The sequence below is a fragment of the Cellulomonas dongxiuzhuiae genome, assembly GCF_018623035.1.
GTDB lineage: Bacteria > Actinomycetota > Actinomycetes > Actinomycetales > Cellulomonadaceae > Cellulomonas > Cellulomonas dongxiuzhuiae.
This window is the reverse complement of record NZ_CP076023.1, coordinates 1563636-1583568: the sequence shown is the minus strand read 5'-3', so window position 1 is coordinate 1583568 and position 19933 is coordinate 1563636. Positions and strand designations below refer to the sequence as shown.

Genomic DNA, 19933 nt, shown 5'->3' with positions numbered 1-19933 from the left:
GTCCGGCCGCGCACGCTCCTGCGCCCGGGCGTGTGCGCGGGCGCAGGACGGCGCGCAGGACGGCGCGTGCGGTCAGGCGTGGCTCAGAGGGCCGGGAACCACAGCGCGATCTCGCGCGCGGCCGACTCCTCGCCGTCCGACCCGTGCACGATGTTCTCGATGAGCTTGCTGCCCCAGTCGCGTGCCAGGTCGCCGCGGATGGTCCCGGGCGCGGCGACGGTCGGGTCGGTGGCGCCGGCGAGCGAGCGGAAGCCCTCGATGACGCGGTGGCCCTCGACCACGGCGGCGAGCACGGGGCCCGAGCGCATGAACGACACCAGGGCGTCGACGAACGGCTTGCCGGCGTGCTCGGCGTAGTGCTCGACCAGCAGGGCCGCGTCGGCGTGCCGCAGCTCGACGGCCACGAGCGTGTAGCCCTTGGCCTCGATGCGCCGCAGGACCTCGCCGACGTGGCCGCGGCGCACGCCGTCAGGCTTGACGAGGACGAGGGTGCGCTGCGGGGAGGGTGCGTCAGTCATGGCGGTCACCCTATCGGCGCACCGCAGCCGGACGCGGACGACGTCCGTCACACCGGCGGCGCGCCCTCCGGGTGCGCCGCGTCCCACTCGGCACGTTCGCGGTCGATGCGTGCGCCCAGGCGCAGGGACACGACCCACAGCACGACGAACACGGCGCCGACGCCGTACATCATCGGCACCAGGACGCCGAACCCGAGCACGGCCAGCTGCGCCAGCGAGCCGGCGACGTAGCCGCCGGGTCGCCCCACGTAGCCGGACAGCAGCAGCAGGATCGCGAACGTCACACCGCCGAGCGTCCACACGGTCGCGGGCGGCGCGACGCGCAGGCCGTACGCGACGAGGGTCGCGAAGCCCACCAGGAAGGCCTCCAGCAGCAGCGTCATCTGCGTGAACTGCGGCTTCGCCGGACGCTTGCGCCGCGTCGGGGCGGGCTGCTGCGTGCTCATCGGACCAGGCTAGCCGCGCGGCGGGGTCGGGCCGGCCGCGTCACCGCCGCCGCCGCGCTGCGCGGGTGCCGACAGCTCGTCGACCAGCTCGGGTGCGTCGTCCGCCGCGTGCGCCTCCGGGCCGTCCGCCGACCGCGAGCCGTGCGGCCCGTCGGCCACGGCCTCGCCGCGCGCGACCATGCCGGCGACGTCCGACAGCTTCACCTCGCGCAGGAACAGCGCGAGCACGAAGCCGACGGCGACGAGAGGCACGAGGTACCAGAAGGCCGGCGCGAGGGCGTCGGCGAACGCGTCGACGACGCCGGTGCGCAGCGGCTCGGGCAGGTCCTGCACGATCGCCGGCGTCAGGCTCGTGGTCGAGGTGTCCGCCGGCCCGACGGGCACGTCGGCGAAGACGGTGTCGAGCCGCTCGGTGAGGCGCGAGGTGAAGATCGTCGAGAACATCGCGGTGCCGACCGCCGCGCCGATCTCCCGGAAGAAGTTGTTCGCGCTCGTCGCGGTCCCGATCTCCTGCGGGTCGACCGAGTTCTGCACCGCGAGCACGATCGTCTGCATGACCAGGCCCATGCCGGCGCCGAGCACGAGGATCATGGCGCCGAACAGCACCATCGAGATGTCCCCCGTGAGCCGCGTCAGCCAGACGAGACCGGCGGTCGTGATCGCCAGGCCCACGACCGGGAACGCCTTGTACCGGCCCGTGCGCGTGATGGCGATGCCCGAGCCGATGGCGGTGATCATGACGCCGACCATCATCGGCAGCATGAGGAAGCCGGACTCCGTGACGCCCGCACCGGTCGCCATCTGGAGGAACGTCGGCAGGAAGGCGAGGGCCGAGAACATGCCCATGCCGAGGATCAGCCCGATGAGGGTCGCGATGGTGAAGGTCCGGTTGCGGAACAGCCGCATCGGCAGCAGCGGGTCGTCGGCGCGCTGCTCGACGCGGACGAACGCGACCGCCGCGAGCACGGTGCCGACGACGAGCGCGACCAGCCCGGGGTCGGACCAGTCGTAGCCGCGGTTGCCGCTCCACGACTCCCAGCTCGTGGCCAGCACGAGCCCGGAGGTGGCGACGACCACGAGGAACACGCCGGCCACGTCGATGCGGCGCGTCGAGCGGCGCGACGGCAGCTTCAGGGTGAACCACGCGGTCACGAACGCCGCGATGCCGATCGGGATGTTGATCCAGAAGCACCAGCGCCAGTCCGCGTGGTCCGTGAACAGGCCGCCGAGCAACGGGCCGATGACGGCGGCGATGCCGAACAGCGCACCCATCGGGCCCATGTACTTGCCGCGCTCCCGCGCGGGCACGATGTCGGCGATGATCGCCTGCGACAGGATCATCAGGCCGCCGCCGCCCAGGCCCTGCACGCCGCGCCAGGCCACCAGCTCGCCGAACGACTGCGCGAACCCGGCGCCGGCGGACGCGACGGTGAACAGGGTGATCGCGATGAGGAACGGCCAGCGCCGCCCCCACACGTCGCCGAACTTGCCGTACAGGGGCATGACGATCGCGATCGCCAGGATGTACGCGGTGACGATCCAGCCCTGGTGGGCCACGCCGTCCAGCTCGCCGACGATCGTGGGCATCGCGGTGCCCACGATCGACTGGTCGAGCGAGGACAGGAACATCGACGCCATGAGGGCGCCGAAGATCAGCCACACCGTGCGGGGGGTCAGGACGACGAGCGGTGCGTCGTCGGCGCGCGAGGGCGCGGTGCTGCCGGCCATGGTGGTGCCTCGTCTTCCCTGGGGGTGGTGGTCGGTGCCGCTGCCGAGCGGGGGCGTGTGCGGTGGGGTGCGGCCGGCGGTCAGTCCGTCAGGACGGCGCGCAGCTCGGCGACGACGGCGGTGGCGTGCTCGCGCACGTGGCCGTCCCCGCCCGCGGCGTCCCAGCGCAGGAGGGTCGCGTGCGCGCACACGACGAGCAGTGCCGTCAGCGTCTCGGGTCGGTGGGGAGAGCCGTCGGCCAGCCGTTCGCGGACGAGCCGCTCCAGCTGCGACTTCTGCTGGTCCATCCAGGCGATGTGGTGGGCCATGAGCCGGGGGTGGTGGGTCACGAGCTCGAGCGTGCGTCGCACGCGCTCGGCACCCAGCGGCGGTGCTGCGACGAGCCCGACGACGAGCTCGACCAGGTCGTCGCGCAGCACGCCCGTCGGACCGCCCGCGACGAACGTGTCCGCGACGTCCTGCGCGACCGCCCACGGGAGGTGACCGAGCACCGCGTCGTCCTTGGTCGCGAAGTAGTTGAAGAACGTGCGCGGCGAGACGCCGACCTCGGCGCAGATCATCTCGACGGTCACGGCCTCGAGCCCGTGAGCCGCCACGAGCCGGTGGCTCGCGTCGATCAACGCGGTGCGACGCTCCGTCTTCTTGCGCTCGCGCAGTCCCACGCCGGACGGCGCGGCTGCGACCTCGGTCGGGTGCTGCGCGGCGGAGGTCACCAGCAGATCTTGCACCGACTGCAAACTTGCAGTCAATGCAACAACACGTGAGTCGCGTCAGACCTCGCCGAAGCCCGCCGCCACGTCGACGAGGAGGCGTTCGACGGCCTCGCCCGCCTGCGGTCCCTGCGCGGTGATCGTGAGCACGTCGCCCCGGACCGCCCCCAGCTTCATCAGGTCCAGCACGCTGGCCGCGTTGACACCGTCCACCTGCACCTTGGCGTCGAAGTGCGCGAGCATCCGGACGATGAGCGCGGCCGGGCGCGCGTGCAGCCCCAACGGGTTGCGCAGCACCGCGGTGGCCCGGACCGAACCGTCGTCCTGCGTCACGACTCCCGCGTCCGTCGGGTGGGGTCCGGCGGGCGCCGGTGCGTCCGGGGCCGGATCGCCCGCGGCCGCGCCGCCCACCGGCGCGCTGCCCGTCGTCGAGGCGCCGGACACCGGTCGGGCCGGCCCGAACGTGCCGGCGGCCGCCTGCGCGGAGTCCAGCACGGTCGCCAGGTCCGCCCTGCCGTGCGCCGTCACCGCAGCCGCGACCGCGCCCTCGACGAACGGCGCGTCGGCGAGCCGCACCCGTGCGACGACGCGGTCGTCCATGAGGTCGAGCACCGCCTCCGCGGTCAGCACCGCCGAGCCCAGGTCCGTGACGACCACGGCCGAGCGCCCGTCGTCCGTCGCGTCGCGCAGCGCCGCGGCCACGGCGTCGAAGCTGGTGCCCAGGCCGCCGCCGTCCGCGCCGCCGACCGGCACGATGCGCACACCGGGCGCCATCTGCGCCGCGACCTCGGCGGTCCCCTCGGCGAGCGCGCGCGAGTGCGACACGAGCACGAGCGCCACCGGCGCCCACCGATCCGTCACCGGATCCTGCCTCCCCCGCGGCAGCGGCGCCGCGCGTCGTCCGCCGCGCCGTGGTCGGCGCGGTCGTCGGTCAGTCCGCGGCCGCGGCCGCCTCGGCCGCCGCCACCAGGATGAGCTCGCTCGAGCGCGCGCCGGGGTCCAGGTGCCCGGCCGACCGCTCGCCCAGGTAGCTGGCGCGCCCCTTGCTCGCGACGAGCGGCACCGTCGCGACCGCCCCCTCGTGCGCACCGCGGGCCGCCGCGGCGAGGACCGCCGAGGGCGGAGCGCCGTGGTCGGCCGCCTCCACGGCAGCCGCGACCGCGGGCGTCCAGGCGTCGACCATGGTCTTGTCCCCCGCGTTCGCGCGGCCGCGCGTCACGATCCCGTCCAGCGCCGCCTCGAGCAGCGCCACGACGCCGTCGGCACCGAGCTCGGTCGCCGCGCCCGACTTCGACGCGCGCAGGTAGGCGGTCCCGTACAGCGGGCCGGCCGCACCCCCCACGGTCGACATCAGCGTCGTCGCGACGAGGCGCAGGACGTCGCCGACGCTGGCCGGCGGGGCGTCGAGACCGTCGAGCTTCGCGACGACCGCCCGGAAGCCCCGGTCGAGGTTCTCCCCGTGGTCGCCGTCGCCGATCTGCCGGTCCAGCTCGACCAGCTCGTCACGGTGCTCCGCGACCGTCGCCGCGCTGCGGCGCACCCAGTCGACGGCCCAAGCCGCGTCCAACGTCATCCGCCCAGCCTCTCCGAGTCCCCACCCACGTCGATCACCAGCGCAGGGCGGCCGTGTGCACAGGCGCGTCCCACAGGGTGGTCAGCTCGTCGTCCAGACGCAGGACGGTGACCGACGCACCCTGCATCTCCAGCGATGTCACGTAGTTGCCGACGAGCGAGCGGGTCACCTCGACCCCACGCTCCCCGAGCAACGCGCGTGCCCGACGATAGACGACGTACAGCTCGGACGCGGGCGTGCCACCCATGCCGTTGACGAGCAGCAGCACCCGGTCACCGCGCGTGAGCCCCAGGTCGTCGGCGACCGGCGTCAGCAGCTTCTCCGTCAGCGCGTCCGCGCTCTCCAGGCCCACACGGTGCCGCCCCGGCTCGCCGTGGATGCCGATCCCGATCTCGATCTCGTCGTCGCCCAGGTCGAAGCTGGGGCGGCCGACGTGCGGCACGGTGCACGCCGTGAGCGCCAGGCCCATGGTGCGGACGTTGTCGACCACGCGCTGCGCGACGGCGGCGACCGCGTCGAGGTCGTCCCCGCGCTCGGCGGCCGCCCCGGCGATCTTCTCGACCGCCACCGTGCCCGCGACGCCGCGCCGGCCCGCCGTGTACAGCGAGTCCTCGACGGCCACGTCGTCGTTGACGACGACCTGCCGGACGGTGATGCCGTCCGCGTCGGCGAGCTCGGCGGCGGTCTCGAAGTTCAGGACGTCGCCCGTGTAGTTCTTGACGACCATGAGGACGCCCGCGCCGGCGTCGGCGGCCGCGAGGGCGGGCAGGATCTGGTCGGGCGTGGGTGACGTGAAGACCTGACCGGGCACCGCCGCGTCGAGCATGCCGACGCCGACGAAACCGGCGTGCAGCGGCTCGTGGCCGCTGCCGCCCCCCGACACCAGGCCCACCTTGCCAGCGACGGCCCCGCCGGCGCGCGTCACGATGACGGGGTCGAGCTGCACGCGGACGATGTCGGCGTGGGCGAGCCCGAAGCCCTCGACCGACTCGGTGACCACGTCCTGCGGGTCGTTGATGAGCTTCTTCACGCTCGCGCCTCCCTCGACCGGACGCGCGGCCGACGACGTGGCCGCGACGCGCGCCGACGGCGCGCGCGCACGTCCACCTCACCTCTCCGCCCGGCGGGCGTCAACCGGACGGCACCGCACGGACGTGCACCGCACCCGCCGACGCGACCGCGTCAGGCACGGCCGAGCAGCACCCGCACCTCCGCCACGAGCAGGACCGAGCCCGTGACGAGCACGCCGGCGCCGTGCTCCACCTCGCTCTCGGCACGCTGCACCGCGAGGTCGATGGCGTCGGGCAGCCGCGCGGCGACGTGCACGCGGTCCTCGCCGAACACGTCGATCGCGATCTCGGCCAGGTCGTCGGCGTCGAGCGCGCGCGACGTCGACGCCTGCGTGACGACGACCTCGGCGAGCAGCGGCTCGAGCGCCGCCAGGATGCCCTCGGGGTCCTTGTCCGCCATGACGCCGACGACGCCGACCAGGCGCGTGAAGTCGAACGCCTCGGCGACCGCGTCGGCCAGCGCCTCCGCCCCCGCCGGGTTGTGCGCGGCGTCGACGAGCACGGTCGGGCTCGAGCGCACCACCTCGAGCCGCCCCGGCGACGTCACGTCGGCGAACGCGGCCTCCACGACGGACCCGTCGAGCGCCGCACCGCCCGTGAGCAGCGCCTCCGTCGCGACGAGCGCGAGCAGCGCGTTGTGCGCCTGGTACTCGCCGTACAGCGGCAGGAACACGTCGGTGTAGACACCGCCGAGGCCACGCAGCGCGACGAGCTGACCGCCCACGGCGACCTGGCGGTCGACCACGGAGATGTCGACGTCCTCACGCACGACGCGTGCGCCGCGCTCGGCCGCGGCCGCCAGCACGACGCCCTCGACGTCGTCGGTCTGCTGCGCGAGCACGAGCGTCGCACCGTCCTTGACGATGCCCGACTTCTCGGACGCGATCTCCACGAGGGTGTCGCCCAGGTAGCGCTCGTGGTCCATCGCGACGGGTGTGATGACCGCGACCTCGGCGTCGACCAGGTTCGTCGCGTCCCAGCGCCCGCCGAGGCCCACCTCGACGACCGCGACCTCGACCGGCGCGTCGGCGAAGGCGGCGTACGCCATGACCGTGAAGACCTCGAAGAACGACAGCCGCTCGCCGCCCTGCGCGAGGTGCCGCTCGTCGACCATCCGGACGTAGGGCGCGACGTCCTGCCAGACCTCGACGAAGCGCTCGTCGCTGATCGGCTCGCCGTCGATGCTGATGCGCTCGTTGACGCGCGTCAGGTGCGGGCTGGTGAAACGCCCCGTGCGCAGCCCGTGCTCGCGCAGCAGCCGCTCGACCATGCGTGCGGTCGACGTCTTGCCGTTGGTGCCCGTCAGGTGCACCGTGCGGAACGCGCGCTGCGGGTCCCCCAGCAGCTCGAGCACGTCGCGCACCCGGTCGAGCGTCGGGTCGATGTCGTGCTCCGGCGCGCGGTCCAGGATGGTCCGGTAGACCTGGTCGGCCGCCTGGCGTGCCGCGCGCGCCGTCTCGTCCTTCAGGTGGTCGGCGCCACCGTGCTCGCGGCTCATGCGCCGGCCCGCACGACGGTCACGGCGACCTCGGCCGCGTCGGTGGGCTCGATCGTCACGGTCGAGGCCAGCGTCTCGGCCGCGACGAACTGCCGGTGCGCCTCGACGTCCGCGACATGGGCGCCGGGGACCGCGAGCGTGAGGTCGACGCGGTCGGCGACGTGCAGCCCGGCGGCCTTGCGCGCGTCCTGCACGGCCCGCACGACGTCGCGCGCGTAGCCCTCGGCCCGCAGCGCGTCGTCCAGCGTGAGGTCCAGCACGACGACCACGCCGCCGGCCAGCACGGCGGCCGCCACGTCGCCAGCCGCCCCCTCGCCGACGACCGTGGTCAGGTCGTACTCGGCCGGTTCGAGGGCCACGTCCCCGTCGTCGGTCGTCACGACGACGGTGTCGCCGTCGAGCCGCCACGCGCCGCTGCGCGCGCCCTTGATGACGTGCTGAACGGCACGGCCCAGGCGCGGGCCGGCGGCGCGCGCGTTGACCGCGAGGCGCTGGGTGATGCCGAAGCGCTCGGTCGTGGCCGCGTCGGCCGCCACCACGTCGACGTGCTTGACGTTGAGCTCGGCGGCCAGCAGGTCGGTGTACGGCGCGAGCGCCGCGGGGTCGGCGACAGCGACCGTGAGCCGGCGCAGCGGCTGGCGCACGCGCACCTGGTGCGCCTTGCGCAGCCCCAGCGCGGCCGAGACCACGGCACGCACCTCGTCCATCGCGGCGACCAGGGACTCGTCGCGCACCAGCGGGCCGTCCGGGACCGGCCAGTCGGCCAGGTGGACGCTGCGTCCGCCCGTCAGGCCGCGCCACACCTCCTCGGTGACCAGCGGCGCGAGCGGTGCCATGACGCGCGTGAGCTCCTCGAGCGCGGTCCACAGCGTGTCGAACGCGTCGGTGTCCTCCGACCAGAACCGGTCACGCTGGGTGCGCACGTACCAGTTCGTCAGCAGGTCGAGGTGCTCGCGCACGGACTCGCACGCGGCGGGGATGTCGTACGCGTCGAGCTGCGCGGTCATCGTCGCCGTGAGCTCACCCGTCCGCGCGAGCAGGTACCGGTCCATGGGTGCGAGCCCCGCGGCCCGCTCGGCGGTGACGCGCTGCGCGGTGTACCCGCGCCCCTCGTCCGCCGCGTCGGCGTACAGCGTGAAGAAGTAGTACGTGCTCCACAGCGGCAGCAGGACCTGGCGGACACCGTCGCGGATGCCGTCCTCGGTGACGACCAGGTTGCCGCCCCGCAGGATCGTCGAGGACATGAGCGACCAGCGCACGGCGTCCGAGCCGTACTTGTCCCACATCTCCACGGGGTCCGGGTAGTTGCGCAGGGACTTGCTGGCCTTGCGCCCGTCGTCGCCCAGGACGATGCCGTGGCACATGACGTTGCGGAACGCGGCGCGGTCGAAGATCGCGGTCGCCAGCACGTGCAGCGTGTAGAACCAGCCGCGCGTCTGGCCGATGTACTCGACGATGAAGTCGCCCGGGTAGTGGTGCTCGAACCACTGGCGGTTCTCGAACGGGTAGTGCACCTGGGCGAACGGCATCGACCCCGAGTCGAACCAGACGTCGAGGACGTCGGGGATGCGGCGCATCGTCGAGCGGCCCGTGGGGTCGTCCGGGTTGGGGCGCGTGAGGTCGTCGACGAACGGCCGGTGCAGGTCCGGCTCGCCCGCCTCGTTGGTCGGCACACGGCCGAAGTCGGCCTCGAGCTCGGCGAACGAGCCGTACACGTCGATGCGGGGGTACGCCGGGTCGTCGCTCACCCACACCGGGATGGGCGTGCCCCAGTACCGGTTGCGGCTGATCGACCAGTCGCGCGCGTTCTCGAGCCACTTGCCGAACTGGCCGTCCTTGATGTGGCCGGGGATCCACTCGATGCCCTGGTTGAGCTCGACCATGCGGTCGCGGAACTGCGTCACGCGCACGAACCACGACGACACGGCCTTGTAGATCAGCGGGTTCCGGCAGCGCCAGCAGTGCGGGTAGGAGTGCTCGTACGTCTCGTGGCGCACGAGCACCGCGCGGTCGGACGCGGCGACGCGCGCCAGCGGTCCGGTGCCGTTCTTCAGGTCGGCGATGACCTGCTTGTTCGCCTCGAAGACCTGCACGTCGGCGTAGTCGGGGACCTGCGCCGTGAACCGGCCCTTGGAGTCCACGGGGACGACCGGCGCGATGCCCGCGGCGTCGCACGCGACCATGTCGTCCTCACCGAACGCGGGGGCGAGGTGCACGACCCCGGTGCCGTCCTCGGTCGTGACGAAGTCCGCCGCGAGCACCTGGTGGGCGTTCTCGTGGCCCGCGAAGTAGTCGAACGGGGGCGTGTAGCGCCGGCCGACCAGCTCGGCACCGGTCAGCCGCGCGACGACCGTGGGCTCGTCGCCCAGCTCGCGCGCGTACGCCCCGAGGCGCGCCGCGGCCAGCACGACCTGCTCGCCCGCGTGGGCCTGCGCGAACGGCGAGCCGGCGGCGGGCTCGACGACGACGTACTCGACGTCGGGACCGACCGCGACGGCCAGGTTGGACGGCAGCGTCCACGGAGTGGTCGTCCAGATCAGCAGGAGCTCGCCGGAGTCCAGCCGCAGGCCGACCGTCAGCGCGGGGTCCTGGCGCGACGCGTACACGTCGTCGTCCATGCGCAGCTCGTGGTTGCTCAGCGGGGTCTCGTCGCGCCAGCAGTACGGCAGGACGCGGTAGCCCTCGTAGGCCAGCCCCTTGTCGTAGAGCTGCTTGAACGCCCAGATGACCGACTCCATGAACGACGGGTCGAGCGTCTTGTAGTCGTTCTCGAAGTCGACCCAGCGTGCCTGGCGGGTGACGTACTCCTGCCACTCCTTGGTGTACGTGAGCACCGAGGACCGGCAGGCGTCGTTGAAGGCCGCGATCCCCATCTCGTCGATCTGCGACTTGTCGGTGATGCCCAGGACGCGCTCGGCCTCGAGCTCGGCGGGCAGCCCGTGGGTGTCCCAGCCGAACCTGCGCTCGACCCGCCGGCCGCGCATCGTCTGGTAGCGCGGGACGACGTCCTTGGCGTAGCCGGTCAGCAGGTGGCCGTAGTGCGGCAGGCCGTTGGCGAACGGCGGGCCGTCGTAGAAGACGTACTCGTTGGCACCGTCCTCGCCCGCAGGCCGCTGCTCGACCGACGCGCGGAACGTGCCGTCCGCCTCCCAGTGCGCCAGCACGTCCCGCTCGAGGGCGGGCAGGTCGGGGCTGGGCGGGACCGTCGCGGGGGTTGCGTCGGACGTGCGGTGCAGCGGGTACGCCACGGTGGGGCTCCTGGTCTCGCGCACCCGGTGGGGTGCGGCACGGCCACGAGGACGACGACACCCGGACCACCCGGGGACCACCGCGGTACCACCTCGCTTGCCGGGGGCGGGCCCCCGACCTCTCGCCTGCGGCTGTGACGGGCCTGCCCCGTCCGGTTCTACTGAGGACGCACGCCGTGACGCACGTCCCGTTCTTCCGGAGGCTCACCGGTGATGGCCGGGTCGACGCCTGTGCCGCCAGCATACGAGGTTGGTGCGCCCGCGGTCATCCTGATCTCCCGGAGCGGCCGTGGCGGGACCCGTGCGATTCGTCGCGGCGCGTGCCTGCGGGGCACCATCGCACCCATGACGACCGCACTGCCCGTGGCCCTGCTCGACCTCGACGGCACCCTCATGGACTCCGCCTCCGGGATCGCCGCGTCCGTGCGCCACGCGTACGCCCAGGTCGGCCTGCCCGCCCCCGCGGAGGCCGTCATCCGCTCGTTCGCCGGCCCGCCGATCACGTGGTCGTTCACGACCCACGGGGTGGGCGCCGAGCAGCTCGACACGGCCGTCGCCGCGTACGGGACCCACTTCTCGGACGTCGGCGTGTGGGACACCCGGGTGTTCGACGGCATCCCCGAGGCCCTCGTCGCCCTGCGCGAGGCCGGCGTGCTGCTGGTCGTCGCCACCGCCAAGCCGCTGCGCTGGGCCGAGCCGATCTGCGCCGAGACCGGCCTCACGCCGCTGCTCGACCACGTCGTCGGGGCCCCGGACGACGAGTCGGAGACGAAGGGCGAGATCATCGGGCGGGCGCTGGCGTGGGTGCGCGGGACGGTCGGCGAGGCCGGGTACCGGGCCGTCATGCTCGGCGACCGCGAGCACGACGTGCACGGCGCCGCCGAGCACGGGGTGCCCTGCCTCGGGGCGCTGTGGGGCTACGGCGGCGAGGACGAGCTGCGCACCGCGGGTGCGGCCGACGTGCTCGCCTCGCCCGCGGAGGTCCCCGCCGCCGTCCTCGCCCGGGTGACCGGCTGACGCTGCCGCCTGGGAGGATGGCCGGGATGACTCCCGCACCCCTCGTCCTGCTGGACCTCGACGGCACCCTCACCGACTCCTACCCCGGCATCGCCGCGAGCGCCCGCGTGGCGTTCACGGCGCTGGGGCTGCCGGTGCCCGACGACACGGCGCTGCGCGCCTTCGTCGGCCCTCCCCTGGTGGACGCGTTCCCGCGGTTCAGCGTCCCGCCGGAGCGCGTGCCCGAGGCGGTCGCCGCGTACCGGGGCTACTTCCGCACGACGGGGATGTGGGAGAACAGCGTCTACGACGGCGTCCCCGAGCAGCTGACGACGCTCCGGGACGCCGGCGTGCGCCTAGCCGTGGCGACCAGCAAGCCCGAGGTGTTCGCCGGGCCGATCTGCGAGCGCTTCGGCCTCGCACCCCTGCTCGAGGGCGTGTTCGGGGCGCCGCCGGACCACGTGCCGTCGTCCAAGGCGACGGTCGTCGCGGCCGCCCTCGACGCGCTGCGACCGGCCGGGGCGGTGCTGATGGTCGGCGACCGGGAGCACGACGTGCACGGCGCACGTGCGAACGGCGTGGACTGCCTCGGTGTCGCGTGGGGCTACGCGCAGCCCGGTGAGCTGCTCGGGGCCGGGGCGCTCGACGTGGTCGACCACGTCGACGGGCTCGCGGCGGCCGTGCTGGCGGCCCTCGACCGCCCGGCCGCGCCGGGGGCGCGGCCGGGCGGTGCCGGGACGGTGCGGTCAGCCGACCGCGGTTGACGACGTGGCCAGGTAGCGGCGCCACCCCCCGTGCTCGGTGATCTCCGGGTGCTCCTGCGCGGCGTCGCGCCGGGACAGGATGCCCGGCACCCGGCGGCCGTCCGCGAGCTCGACGGCCCCGCGGTACAGCCCGGGCGGCTCGCCCTCGACGACGCGGACGAGCACCTCGGCGGGCACCTGGTAGAGCTCACCGGGCACCGACGCCCCCTCCTCGTCCTCACCGACCTCGTACATCCCGGGGTAGGCGCCGTCGATCGCGTGCACCCGGTAGCGCGGGGCGGTCGACGTCTCCTCGAGCAGCTCGGCGCCGTCGAGGTGGGCGTGCAGGTCCAGGCCGCGCATCAGGGTGCCGTTGACGAACAGCAGCTCGTCGTCCAGGGCGTCGGAGTGCTCGTGGCGCAGGTGCCACCCGAAGGCCGCGAGCAGCAGGGCCAGGAACAGGTACCCCAGGGTCACCGCAGGTGAGGCGTTGACCCCCACCTCGACGGCGTTGACGAGCCCGAAGAAGGACAGCACCGCCGCGATGACCGCCGTGGCGGCCGCGGCGTAGAGCCGGCGGTCGAGGACGAAGCAGGCGATCGCCCCCAGCAGGATGCCGACGAGCACGGCGCCCTGGCCGAGCAGCACCAGGCCGTCGTAGATGACGCCGTTGGCCACCAGCGCGCCGGTCCCGACCTCCTGCGCCGAGGTGCCGGCCGCCGCGAGCGCGTTGTTGATCAGCCCCGTCGCCCACTCCGCCAGGCTCGGGATCATCGCCAGGACGATCGCCGGGAAGTACCGGCGCGCGTTCACGTGGAACGCCTGCGCCCCGATGACCAGGCCGATGTACAGCAGCACGGGCACGAGCGCCTGCATCGGGAAGACCGCGAGGAACGTCCCGACCAGCCCGGTGAAGCACACGAGGCCCACGACGATCCCCGTCGCCAGCGAGTACCCCACCCGACCGCCGACGGCCTTCCAGCCCGGGTGGCCGATGTACACCGCGGGCGGGAACGGCGAGCCGAGGAACGAGCCGACGACGGCGCCGAGCCCGTCGGCGGCGAGCACCTGGCGCACGGAGTACCGGTCGCCCGCGGCGGCCGCGGACTCCACGTTCGTCATGCCCTCGGTGAAGTTGTAGATGCCGAGCGGGATGGCGGAGGCCAGCAGCGGGGCGATGTCCTGCAGCCCGGCGACGACGTCCGTCGACGGCAGGGGCAGGTGCACGGCGAGGTCCGCGAGCGACTGCGAGACCGCGCTCGGCTCGAGGATGCCCGACCAGCCCGCCGCGACGGCGACCCACGCGACGGCCGTGGCGAGGAGGACCGCGACCAGCCCGACGGGTGCCCCCCACGGCATCCGGCGCCCGCCGAGCCACCCGACGAGGATGAACCCGAACGCCACGAACGCGATCCACGGCGCCTGCCACATCTGGGCGGCGGGGCTCATCGAGATGAACGTGATCGAGATGCCGGCGAGCGCCCCGAGCAGTGCCGCGCGGGGCGTCAGGCGCCGGATCCACGGGCCGAGCACCGCACCCAGGAGCACGATGCACCCGATGATGAACGCCCACGCCAGGCCCGCCCGCCAGGCCGCGAGGGGGTCCTGCGTCTGGAGGAACACCGGCAGCATGACGACGAACACGACGATGAACGTGTGCGGGACGCTCGGCCCGTAGGGCAGGGCCGTCACGTCGGTGCGCCCCTCCCGGCGGGCGAGCCGGCGCGCCAGGACGGCGTACCAGATGTTGCCGAGGGGCAGGGCGATGCCCAGCGCCGGCAGGACCCGCCCGTAGACGGTGTCCGACGGGATCTGGACGACGGCCAGGCACAGCCCCGTCAGGACGATGACGTTGAGCAGGACGTTCGTGCCGAGACCGAACACGCCGTTCCAGTCCCCCGCGGTCCACCACGGCAGCCGGGCGGGCGGGGCGGTGGGGTGGTCCGCGGTCTGCGCCGCGGGTGCAGCATCGCTCATCGTGCGACCTCCTCGTGGATCGTGGTGGGGACGAGTGCGGCGAGGAGGGCGTCGGAGGTCCCGACCCATCCCACGATGCCGCCCTGCGCGGAGAACATGTCGAGTGCCGAGCGGTGGAACTCGGGGAAGTACGACGCCGTGCAGTCGGCGAGGACCAGCGACTCGAAGCCCCGGTCGTTCGCCTCCCGGACCGTCGTCTGGACGCAGACCTCGGTGGTGACGCCGGTGACGACGAGGCTCGTGATCCCCCGGGCCCGCAGGATCGTCTCGAGGTCGGTCGCGTAGAACGAGCCCTTGCCGGGCTTGTCGAGGACGACCTCGCCGGCGACGGGGGCGAGCTCGGGGACGATCCCGTGGCCGGCGGAGCCGCGCACCAGAAGCCGCCCCATCGGCCCCTCCTCGCCGATGCGCAGCGCGGGGCTCCCGCGGTCGCGCTTGGCGGGGAAGAGGTCGGCGAGGTCCGGGCGGTGGCCCTCGCGGGTGTGGATGACCGGCCAGCCGTGACGGCGGAAGGCGGTCAGGACGCGGCTCGTGGGCTCGATCGTGCCGCGCAGCCGCGACACGTCGTTGCCCAGCGACTCCCCGAACCCCCCGGCCTCCATGAAGTCGCGCTGGAAGTCGATGCACAGCAGTGCGACGTGCCGGGGGTCGAAGGTGAAGGGGAAGGGTTCAGCGGGGAGGGTGATCATCGGTTCTCCTGTCGGTGGTGTCCGACGGTCCGGTGCTGCCGTGCGGGACGGGCGGTCCCCCACGGTGAGGTGCGTCCCCGACCGGCCCTCGAGCGCGTCGCGCAGGCTGGCCAGGGACGTGATGACGGCGCGGTGACCACCGTCGGCGACGAACTGCAGCACGGACTCGACCTTGGGGCCCATCGACCCTGCGGGGAACTCGCCCGCCTCGAGGTGCCCGCGCAGCTCGACCGGGTCGACGTGGCGCAGCGCCCGCCGGTCCGGTGTCCCCCAGCCCACGCACACCTCGTCCACCCCCGTGACCAGGACCAGCGTGTCGACGCCGATCGAGGCCGCGAGCAGCGCCGACGTGTGGTCCTTGTCCACGACCGCGTCGACGCCGTGCCACCCGTCGCCCCGGCGGACGACGGGGATGCCCCCGCCGCCCGCCGCCACGACGACGGCGCCCGTGGCCGCGAGCGCGTGGATCTGCTCGGCCTCCACGACGCGCCGCGGCCGCGGGCTCGGCACGACCCGGCGGTGCACGCCGGGCGCCGTCTCGACGACCGCCCAGCCCTCGGCCGCACGCCGTCGGGCCGTCGTCGCCGTCATCGCGGCGCCGATCGGCTTCGTCGGTCGTGCGAAGGCGGGGTCGTCCGCGTCGACCTCGACGTGGGTGAGGACGGCGACGGCACGGACGTCCAGGCCCCGGAGCTCGAGCGCACCGTCGAGGGCGACGGCGAGCAGGTGACCGATGCCACCCTGGGAGTCGGCGACGGCGAGCCACAGCGGCAGGTCGGGCAGCCCCTCGGACGCGGCGTCGGCGGCGACGAGCTCGCCGCGGCGCACGATGTACCCCACCTGCGGTCCGTTGCCGTGCGTGACCAGGACCCGCCAGCCGTCCGCGACGAGGTCGGCGACCTGCGTGGCGAACCGCGCCGCACGCTCCTGCTGCCGGACGACGGTCCCCGGCTCGCCGTCGAGGACGAGCGCGTTGCCGCCGACGGCGAGCAGCACGGTGCCGGTCATCGCGACCTCGCGGCGTGCAGCGCGCGGACCGCCTGGAGGAAGACGGCCGCGGGCGCCTCGACGATGCCCGCACCGATCTGCCCGACGCCGGCCTCGCGGTGCGCGATCCCGGTGTTGATGACCGGGAGCACGCCGGTGTCGAGGACCTTGAGCACGTCGATGCCGCTCGGCGCGCCGGAGAAGCCCAGCGGCGGCAGCCGGAACGCCGGGTGCGGGCCCATCGTGATGCGCCGCATCGAGAGCGTCGTCTCCAGGGCGTCCTCGGGGGTGCCGCCGACGAACGCGGTGATCGCCGGTGCGGCCGCCATCGCGAAGCCGCCGATGCCGAGCGTCTCGGTGATCGCGGAGTCCCCGAGGTCGGGGTTGGCGTCCGCGAGGCGGTAGCCCGGGAAGAAGAGACCGTCCGCGGCGCCGACGGGTGCGATGAACCAGCGTTCCCCGGTCCCGGCGACCCGCAGCCCGAACTCGACGCCGTTGCGCGCCATGGCCGTGACGAGGGTGGAGTCCTCGACCCCGACGGCGGCGTCCATGGCCAGCTTCGCCCCGGCCATCGACAGGTTGAGCGCGAAGTGGTCGTTGCCGGCGAGGAAGCGCAGCACGGGGACGCCCTGGTCCTGCTGGGCGACGGCCGGTGCGAGGCGCCGCGTCAGCAGGGCCGTCGCCGCCGTGGAGCGGTTGTGGCCCTCGTCCCCCATGGTCAGCGCCTGCGCGACGAGCGACGTCACGTCGAGGGGACCCTCGTCACGCAGCGCGGCGTCCAGCACCGGTGCGAGGACGTCACGCATCCACCTCAGGCGGTCGAGCACCTCGGCGTCGAAGGCCCCGAAGCGCAGCACCCGGCCGAGGCCCTCGTTGAGCGACGCGTACGCGCGCTCGGCGCCGTCCTCGACGACGAGGACCGGCATGGACGGCGCGAGGACCCCCGCCATCGGGCCGACCGCCCCGTGGTGGTGGCACGGCTCCAGGGCGATCGCGCGGCTGTCGAGCAGACGCCGCGCCTCGGGGGGCGTCCCCGCCCAGCCCTCCAGCAGCACGGCACCGACCAGCGCACCGCGCACCGGCCCGCACATCCGCTCCCAGGCGATCGGCGGCCCGGCGTGCAGGAGCAGCCGCCCGTCGCCCAGGCGGGGGACCACCTCCCGGGCCGGACGCACGCCGACGAGCTGCGGGCGCGCGGCGTGCACGGCGGCGAGCGCGCGGCGGTTGGCCGCGTGCGTGACCTCGTCGTCGAGCGCGAGCGCGAGCCGTGCGGCGTCCGCGTCGCCGAAGGCGGGCGGCCGCCAGTCGAGCTGGAGGACGTCCCGCGCGGGGACGCCCTCGACGACCGCGGGCAGGCCGACGTTGAGCACGCGGACCCCGCCGGCGATCATGCGGTGCTCCGGACGCGGGAGGCCACGGCCGCGGCGGCGCGGGCCGCGGCGGCGTTCGACGGGTGGACGACGACCCCGGCGCGCGTCAGCGCGCGGCGGGCGGCCGCCAGGTCCTGCGGGTCGTCGTCCGTGCCGCACACCGAGGCCAGCACGACGAGCTCGCGACCGTCGGACGCCGCGGTGCGGACCGCCTCCGCCGCGGCGTCCGCCAGCGGCGTGGCCGGGTCGGCCGCGGCGCCGTGGCCCAGGACTAGGTCGACGAGCAGGACCCCGACGTCTGGCCGCCCACCCGCGTCGACGACCAGTGCGGCGCGGCTCGCCGGGTCGATCATCGGGTGCGGCCGCCCGACGGTGTACGCGTCGTCCCCGAGGTCGAGGACCTGCGCCGGGACGCCGGCGCGTCCCAGGACGACGCGGGCCTCGGCCGCGAGCGTCCCGCCCGTGTACAGGCCGAGGACACCGGCGGCCGGCGTCCCGTCCTGTGCCGCACCCGGCGTCGCGTCCGGGAGCGCGACGGGCTCGAGGTCGAGCACCGCACCGACCAGTGCGGCCGCCGCGCGCGCCCCGCCCTCGAGCGTGCCGCGCACCGGCACGGGGCCGTCGGTGTCGTCCTCGCCCAGCAGGCACGCCACCGCGGGCTTCCCGAGGGTGGCCAGCCGCGCGAGCAGGCGCCGGGCGACCTCCGGCGCGGGCGGCTTGGACACGACGACCACGACCTCGGTCGCGCCGTCCCGGCCGAGGAGGTCCAGCGCCAGGTGGGTCATGGTCCCGCCCACGGCGGTCGACAGGTCGCGCCCGCCGACACCGACGAGCTGGGAGACCCCGGTGCCCGCGCGGTGCAAGAGGCACGCGACCTCCTGGGCGCCCGTGCCGGACGCCGCGACGATGCCCACGGGTCCGCGGCGCACGGCGTTGGCGAACCCCAGCGGCACCCCGTCGAGGATCGCGGTGCCGCAGTCGGGTCCCATCAGCAGCAGTCCTCGCTGCGCGGCCAGGTGCTTGAGCCGGACCTCGTCGGCCGCCGGCACGTTGTCCGAGAAGCACAGCACGTGCAGCCCCGAGCGCAGCGCCTGCTCGACGACGACGGGGGCGTACGCACCGGCCGTCGAGACCACCGCCAGCGTCAGCGCCGGGTCGACCGTCAGGCCCTCCGCGACCGTCTGCGGCAGGCGCTCCCGCCGGGACCCGCGGTCCTGCTCCACCGCCTCGAGGCCGGCTCCTGCGGCCTCGAGCGCCGCAGCGACGGTCGCCTCGTCCACTCCTCGCACGACGACCACGAGGTCGTCCGGCGCGGGCGCGACGTCGGGCGGCAGCATCGCGGAGCGCTCGAGGATCGCGAGGTTGCCCGGGGTGCCCATGACGACGCCGGCGCGCGTCACGCCGTCGCGCCGCTCGAGCGCCGCGGCCAGCGACATGAGCGTCACGGAGTCGCGGTACAGGCGCGGGAACACGCGGGCGGCGAGCGTCTGCGTCGCGGCCGGCGTCATGCGGTCCTCCGCAGGTCGACGCGCGCCTGCGCGGGCCGTCGTCGCACCGACGCGGGTCCGCGCGCACCCGCGGCCACGCCGGCCGCGAGGTCGAGGCCCGAGGTCGCGCCCCAGCAGCGCGCCTCGCGGAGCACCGCGGCGACCAGCCGCACGTCGGCGGTGGCCTCGACCAGCCGGTGGACCCGCTCGGCGACCTGCCCCTCGAGCGCCGCCCGCAGGTCGTGCTGCGACAGGCTCGTGGTGCGGTCGAGAAGACCGGGAAGCGCCCGACGGATCGCCGCACCGGCACGCGCGGACGCGTCGTCGGACCGCCTGTCGAGGCCCGCGAGCGCCCCCACGACGACGTCGTCACCGCTGGGCGTCGATCCGGGGCCGACGCCGACGAGGCCGTGCAGCACCCTCCGCACGCCCCAGGCGTCGTCCGCGCCGGCCGCGTCGACCAGGACGCGCGCCCCGGACCGGGCCGGGCCGGGGTCCAGGGGCCCGCCACCGTCAGGGGCCGCCGCGCCGGCAGCCAGGGCGTGCGCGGCGGCGGCGTCCACAGCCGCCCGGCGCACGGTCAGGTCGACCCGGACGGCGCGGCGCAGCGGCGTCGCCCACTGCCCGCGGTCGAGCCGGTTCCCCACGGGCGTGGTGCGGGCGCGGTCGAGGCCGCTGTCGTCCGCGAGGCACACCCCACCCGGCACCAGGCCGTGCGCGGCGGACGTGACCGGCACGAGCAGACCGCCGGACGTGCGCAGCACGACGACCGTGCGCCCCACGTGGACGACGGTGGCGGCGAGCACCGCGTCCCACCCCGGCGCGTCGGCGGCCGCCCGGACCCGCGGGGCGTCCGATATGAACGGAATCGACATACTCTGACGGTAGGCACC

16 protein-coding genes are annotated in these 19933 nt (G+C 74.7%); 2 read left to right on the top strand and 14 right to left on the bottom strand.

The genetic code is table 11. The features are described 5' to 3' along the window. Window positions 1–83 precede the first annotated feature (83 nt). The 9 genes from ndk to ileS form a co-directional block, all read right to left on the bottom strand. The gene (gene ndk, locus KKR89_RS07125; RefSeq protein ID WP_208197611.1) at window positions 84–518 is read right to left on the bottom strand and encodes a nucleoside-diphosphate kinase; all 435 of its coding nucleotides are present in this window, start codon (window positions 516–518) and stop codon (window positions 84–86) included. Between the two features lie 47 nt (window positions 519–565). Then, entirely contained in the window at window positions 566–964 is a 399-nt protein-coding gene (locus KKR89_RS07120; RefSeq protein ID WP_208197610.1) for a DUF4233 domain-containing protein, read from the bottom strand. 9 nt (window positions 965–973) lie between these two features. Next, window positions 974–2692 carry an MDR family MFS transporter gene (locus KKR89_RS07115; protein WP_208197609.1) on the bottom strand — a complete coding sequence of 573 codons (1719 nt, stop codon included), beginning with the start codon at window positions 2690–2692 and terminating at the stop codon, window positions 974–976. Between the two features lie 80 nt (window positions 2693–2772). Continuing rightward, on the bottom strand, window positions 2773–3405 hold the full coding sequence (locus KKR89_RS07110) for a TetR/AcrR family transcriptional regulator (RefSeq protein WP_208197608.1): 633 nt from the start codon (window positions 3403–3405) through the stop codon (window positions 2773–2775). Between the two features lie 57 nt (window positions 3406–3462). Further along, a complete protein-coding gene (dhaM, locus tag KKR89_RS07105; protein ID WP_208197607.1) occupies window positions 3463–4263 on the bottom strand; it encodes a dihydroxyacetone kinase phosphoryl donor subunit DhaM in 801 nt (266 codons plus the stop codon). 70 nt (window positions 4264–4333) lie between these two features. After that, a complete protein-coding gene (dhaL, locus tag KKR89_RS07100) occupies window positions 4334–4975 on the bottom strand; it encodes a dihydroxyacetone kinase subunit DhaL (RefSeq protein ID WP_208197606.1) in 642 nt (213 codons plus the stop codon). Between the two features lie 34 nt (window positions 4976–5009). Further along, on the bottom strand, window positions 5010–6005 hold the full coding sequence (gene dhaK, locus KKR89_RS07095) for a dihydroxyacetone kinase subunit DhaK (protein ID WP_208197605.1): 996 nt from the start codon (window positions 6003–6005) through the stop codon (window positions 5010–5012). Window positions 6006–6157: 152 nt separating this feature from the next. Next, window positions 6158–7543: a bifunctional folylpolyglutamate synthase/dihydrofolate synthase gene (locus KKR89_RS07090; protein WP_208197604.1), complete on the bottom strand. Its 1386-nt coding sequence runs from the start codon at window positions 7541–7543 to the stop codon at window positions 6158–6160. Beyond that, the gene (gene ileS / locus KKR89_RS07085; RefSeq protein WP_208197603.1) at window positions 7540–10791 is read right to left on the bottom strand and encodes an isoleucine--tRNA ligase; all 3252 of its coding nucleotides are present in this window, start codon (window positions 10789–10791) and stop codon (window positions 7540–7542) included. The genes KKR89_RS07090 and ileS overlap by 4 nt, the downstream gene beginning before the upstream one ends. A gap of 345 nt (window positions 10792–11136) precedes the next feature. On the opposite strand from ileS, the gene KKR89_RS07080 reads away from it, so the two are divergent. Together KKR89_RS07080 and KKR89_RS07075 are read left to right on the top strand one after the other, a co-directional pair. Continuing rightward, complete coding sequence (locus tag KKR89_RS07080) at window positions 11137–11808, top strand: HAD hydrolase-like protein (protein ID WP_208197602.1); 672 nt, start codon at window positions 11137–11139, stop codon at window positions 11806–11808. Between the two features lie 26 nt (window positions 11809–11834). Further along, window positions 11835–12551: an HAD hydrolase-like protein gene (locus tag KKR89_RS07075; RefSeq protein WP_208197601.1), complete on the top strand. Its 717-nt coding sequence runs from the start codon at window positions 11835–11837 to the stop codon at window positions 12549–12551. On the opposite strand, the gene KKR89_RS07070 is transcribed toward KKR89_RS07075, so the two are convergent. Genes KKR89_RS07070 through KKR89_RS07050 form a run of 5 tightly spaced genes read right to left on the bottom strand, consistent with a single transcriptional unit; the run spans window position 12534 to window position 19915 of the window. Continuing rightward, the gene (locus KKR89_RS07070; protein WP_208197600.1) at window positions 12534–14507 is read right to left on the bottom strand and encodes an allophanate hydrolase-related protein; all 1974 of its coding nucleotides are present in this window, start codon (window positions 14505–14507) and stop codon (window positions 12534–12536) included. The genes KKR89_RS07075 and KKR89_RS07070 overlap by 18 nt on opposite strands. Then, the gene (locus KKR89_RS07065) at window positions 14504–16204 is read right to left on the bottom strand and encodes a carbamate kinase (RefSeq protein ID WP_208197599.1); all 1701 of its coding nucleotides are present in this window, start codon (window positions 16202–16204) and stop codon (window positions 14504–14506) included. The genes KKR89_RS07070 and KKR89_RS07065 overlap by 4 nt, the downstream gene beginning before the upstream one ends. Next, window positions 16201–17574, bottom strand: a complete 1374-nt coding sequence (locus KKR89_RS07060) for a YlbE family protein (protein ID WP_208197598.1) — start codon at window positions 17572–17574, stop codon at window positions 16201–16203. Before KKR89_RS07060 ends, KKR89_RS07065 begins: the two co-directional genes overlap by 4 nt. Beyond that, window positions 17571–19061, bottom strand: coding sequence for a hypothetical protein (locus tag KKR89_RS07055; protein WP_208197597.1), 1491 nt, complete (start codon window positions 19059–19061; stop codon window positions 17571–17573). Before KKR89_RS07055 ends, KKR89_RS07060 begins: the two co-directional genes overlap by 4 nt. Beyond that, window positions 19058–19915, bottom strand: a complete 858-nt coding sequence (locus KKR89_RS07050; protein ID WP_208197596.1) for an oxamate carbamoyltransferase subunit AllH family protein — start codon at window positions 19913–19915, stop codon at window positions 19058–19060. Before KKR89_RS07050 ends, KKR89_RS07055 begins: the two co-directional genes overlap by 4 nt. Window positions 19916–19933 lie beyond the last annotated feature (18 nt).

Excerpts from the sequence above, each read along its gene's own strand:
- ndk (WP_208197611.1), bottom strand. The coding sequence starts at position 518 with ATGACTGACGCACCCTCCCCGCAGCGCACCCTCGTCCTCGTCAAGCCT.
- KKR89_RS07120 (WP_208197610.1), bottom strand. The coding sequence starts at position 964 with ATGAGCACGCAGCAGCCCGCCCCGACGCGGCGCAAGCGTCCGGCGAAG.
- KKR89_RS07115 (WP_208197609.1), bottom strand. The coding sequence starts at position 2,692 with ATGGCCGGCAGCACCGCGCCCTCGCGCGCCGACGACGCACCGCTCGTC.
- dhaL (WP_208197606.1), bottom strand. The coding sequence starts at position 4,975 with ATGACGTTGGACGCGGCTTGGGCCGTCGACTGGGTGCGCCGCAGCGCG.
- KKR89_RS07090 (WP_208197604.1), bottom strand. The coding sequence starts at position 7,543 with ATGAGCCGCGAGCACGGTGGCGCCGACCACCTGAAGGACGAGACGGCG.
- KKR89_RS07080 (WP_208197602.1), top strand. The coding sequence starts at position 11,137 with ATGACGACCGCACTGCCCGTGGCCCTGCTCGACCTCGACGGCACCCTC.
- KKR89_RS07075 (WP_208197601.1), top strand. The coding sequence starts at position 11,835 with ATGACTCCCGCACCCCTCGTCCTGCTGGACCTCGACGGCACCCTCACC.
- KKR89_RS07070 (WP_208197600.1), bottom strand. The coding sequence starts at position 14,507 with ATGAGCGATGCTGCACCCGCGGCGCAGACCGCGGACCACCCCACCGCC.
- KKR89_RS07065 (WP_208197599.1), bottom strand. The coding sequence starts at position 16,204 with ATGACCGGCACCGTGCTGCTCGCCGTCGGCGGCAACGCGCTCGTCCTC.
- KKR89_RS07060 (WP_208197598.1), bottom strand. The coding sequence starts at position 17,574 with ATGATCGCCGGCGGGGTCCGCGTGCTCAACGTCGGCCTGCCCGCGGTC.
- KKR89_RS07055 (WP_208197597.1), bottom strand. The coding sequence starts at position 19,061 with ATGACGCCGGCCGCGACGCAGACGCTCGCCGCCCGCGTGTTCCCGCGC.
- KKR89_RS07050 (WP_208197596.1), bottom strand. The coding sequence starts at position 19,915 with ATGTCGATTCCGTTCATATCGGACGCCCCGCGGGTCCGGGCGGCCGCC.